The sequence below is a fragment of the Asticcacaulis sp. genome (assembly GCF_027484505.1).
Lineage (GTDB): Bacteria > Pseudomonadota > Alphaproteobacteria > Caulobacterales > Caulobacteraceae > Asticcacaulis.
Map to the genome: position 1 here is coordinate 1 of NZ_JAIXSV010000054.1, position 3,222 is coordinate 3,222.

The following is a 3,222-nucleotide window of genomic DNA, read 5'->3' on the forward strand; positions in this document are numbered from 1 at the left end:
AAGAATGCCATGGAGAAGGTGTCGACCTACATTGCCAACCAGGCAAGAATCTACACTAGGCGTCAGCATGTTCACAAATATAGAGTGCAGCCACCAGCGAAGTTGGTCGGAATGAACCCAGCCCCATGAAACAGAGGTTTTTCAGTGATTGACCGATCAGAGAAGGATTCTGAGAAAAGTGCTGTTGCCAATACCTGATAATGGCCTGTCAGACTTCGGAGTATCAGACAACTGGTCGCCAGCATGCAGAAAAATAACTGATCAGCTTGACACAAGTCTAGCGATTTCATTATACATGTTCTGCTTAAAAATTACTTATTGCAGAATACCCGGCTTTCTGTCAGAATAATGTCTGCACTGTCGGGCCGAATTCTTCATTTTAATGGGCCTGAAAACACTGCAGGCTAATCAAGTATATCATATTTTAATTATTTATAAAAATTTTATTACATAAATTGTGAATAGTTATTTAGATTCTTTACCCACATGAAGTTATTTCTCGCTTTTGAAATCTTTCGGAAAGTTTATACAACTTTTATCATTGCCATCAAGGAATTCTTCCAGACGACGCATAAGATATTCCTTCCTTGGACTTACCTTTCCATCTCTGCTGAATTTTGTATTGGAGAAATAAGGAATTGTAGTCAGCGAATAATAAAATATAGAAAGTTGAAGATCTTTTTCACATTTAATGCGGTGATTAATTGTTTCATCCAAATTGAGAGTTATTAGATACTGCTCCTCGAGCTTATCAATATAACTTTGGATATCATTTGGTGAATTTCTACCATTTTTAATTCCGTTAAGGACCTTCGAAAGCTCTACATTTATACCAAGAAGAAGACTGGACTGAGCTTCGAGCTTCCTAGCCCTCTCAAGAACAGCCCGGGCCTTGTTAGCCTCTTCCCGGGCCTTCTCAACGAGTGGTATTTCCCCTTTAAACAATGAGTCATCATCCTCATCAAGGTTGATACTGGGCTTTTTCTGCGTCGTGTCCCCTGAATGGGGCAATGATGCCCCAGACGTCGGGGGTTCATTTTCCCGCACCAGTACGGCACAACAATGTTGCGATAGGTCCCAGCCCCCCGCCGACCAATTAGGCGCATGACGTTCAACAGCCAATGGCTCAAAAAAATCAGAAATCACAATGTGTGCTTCCGTCGGACTACATGCGATAGAAGAGACAAAAATTGTCGCAAATGCCGACTTAAGAACAAAACTCTGCATTTCACCGCTCACATAGGCAACAAGAAGTGAGAACTTACTAAAAAATATAAATTCCGGATCAGAACATATCAACAGATTTCATTAAAATCCCCGGCCCCTATCGTGCCGCTCAGCAGTCGCAAAAACTGTACTCACTGCCACCGGGTCGATGAGTGATTGAGCGCCAGCATAGCCAACCCGATCAACCCAGCCTGCCATCGATGAACGTGCCATTGCCAACGGTTGCCAACGACCATTCTCGTTTTTCTCCATCAGACAAAACAGCGGACACCACGCCTTTCGACACCGTGATCCGCTCAACGCGGGTCTGGCGTTCACCTTCGTCCAGGTGCCAGCCTGCGTGCGACAGCACCAAGGCATGCCGCATAGGACGGCCGATGGGGAACAGCAGGGCGGGGCCGCCAGTTGCGGCGGCCTGCATCTGGGCTTTCACATTGTTGCCCCAGCCTTGGATCGCCATCTCCATGAGCGGTATCCAGGCCCCGCGATCCCGTGGGGATGTATCGCTTACCTCTCGTTTGATTTTCAGAAGCACCCGCCCCCGATCATCTGACCAAGTCAAATCATAGTGACGTCGTCCGGTATCCACACCGTTCATATCGCGATGGTGTACGGAGCCATAAAGGAAGGCCTGCTGCCCGAACATCACCTGTTCCAAAACCTGGGCCTTGCCATCGCCATCAAACCGCAATCGCGCCATGCCGTGTTCACAGATGATCAGTCCGCTCCGGGACATCATGCCGAGATGCCAGGCGATACCCGCTCCGACCATACCCGCCGCCGGAACAAGCCCCCATTCAGGACCCGACGCCCCGACCAAGAGCAAGGCGATCCCCATCGCCACCATATAGACAATTGTCGCGATGATGGTGCCCCAGGCCCGCTGGTGCCTGGTCAGAATGGGAAACCAATGGTTCCCATCGGCGATACCCATGGTCAGGGGCCCTAGTGCAGCGGGCGCATCGGATTGATCAATGCGGACATAGCCGCCCGCCCGGCGCAACGTCGCCTGCGCATAGAGGGCGGCAGCCCAGGCGGTTGGCAGGGCCATGATCAGGGATGCCGCTGCGGAACCCGTGCCGGCGACGCCCGCGATCACAATCCCCCCACCCAGGACCAGCATGCCCAGCACCGGCACGGCAGACAGCAACAGGCCTGCCATGGAGAATAGCCCGTTGCTGCGCCCCGCCTCTGTCCCCGGTTCCGATGGAATGGCCAAGCATATCACCAGCACGGCAATGATCACACTGGCCGCAACGCCGATCCAGGGAACAGGTGCGGCTGGAAGGTTCACCAAGGCCGTTGTAATGATGGTGAACGCAGCTGCGCAGACGACAATCATCTGCAAATGGGCACGTCTGGGGCTTTCCGAGGGCCCCCCGACGGGGCCGGGGCCGTGGAAATCGCTTGCCGGGAGTTCATCGGGCTGAGCCACCGGCTTTGGCGAACTCAGCGGAGCCGCAGCGCCAACAGGCGCCTGCCCTTGTCGAAAGGATCGGACCCATTCCGCAAGCAGCGCCATGGCACCAATACTGAAACCCACCAGAGGCGGCAGAAAAGCTGGGAAGCCATCGACGCTTCCGGGCAGGGGCCCGGCCCAGGCCAGACACTGCGCCATGAGGGCATACCATCCATAAAGGATGAGGCATCCCGCCCCGAGCGATAGAAGGCGCAGACCAAAGCCCGCATCCATAGCCCGGGTCATCGCCCGTCGCCCTTCCTGGTGCGCCGACAGTCTTTTGATCAGTGACAGATATACCCCAATCACCAAACCCGCAAAAACAAAGTAGATTAATACATGACCCCAGTATCCTTTAAACAAGACAGACAGGGCAAAAGGGAACACTGAAATAGAAGACCAAACCACCACCAATGGAGCATTTAATAAAAAAGTAGCAAAGAATTCGAATGGCGAAATATTAATTCTACCCAAATCAAAATACTCCATTTTTTTGCAATGTATAGAGACTGTTTTCCCTACATCATCGCCGCCGA

2 protein-coding genes are annotated in these 3,222 nt (G+C 51.7%); both read right to left on the bottom strand.

The features are described from left to right. Positions 1 to 492: 492 nt before the first annotated feature. Positions 493 to 1,227 (bottom strand): hypothetical protein, encoded by a 735-nt coding sequence (locus Q0072_RS02610; protein ID WP_298325319.1) that lies wholly within the window; start codon positions 1,225 to 1,227, stop codon positions 493 to 495. A 181-nt stretch (positions 1,228 to 1,408) separates the two neighbouring features. Then, positions 1,409 to 3,222 (bottom strand): hypothetical protein (locus Q0072_RS02615; RefSeq protein WP_298325321.1); only part of this gene is annotated, 1,814 nt, incomplete at its 5' end.

What these genes read in the sequence shown, in the direction of transcription:
- Q0072_RS02610 (WP_298325319.1), bottom strand. Translation starts at nt 1,227, where the DNA reads ATGCAGAGTTTTGTTCTTAAGTCGGCATTTGCGACAATTTTTGTCTCT.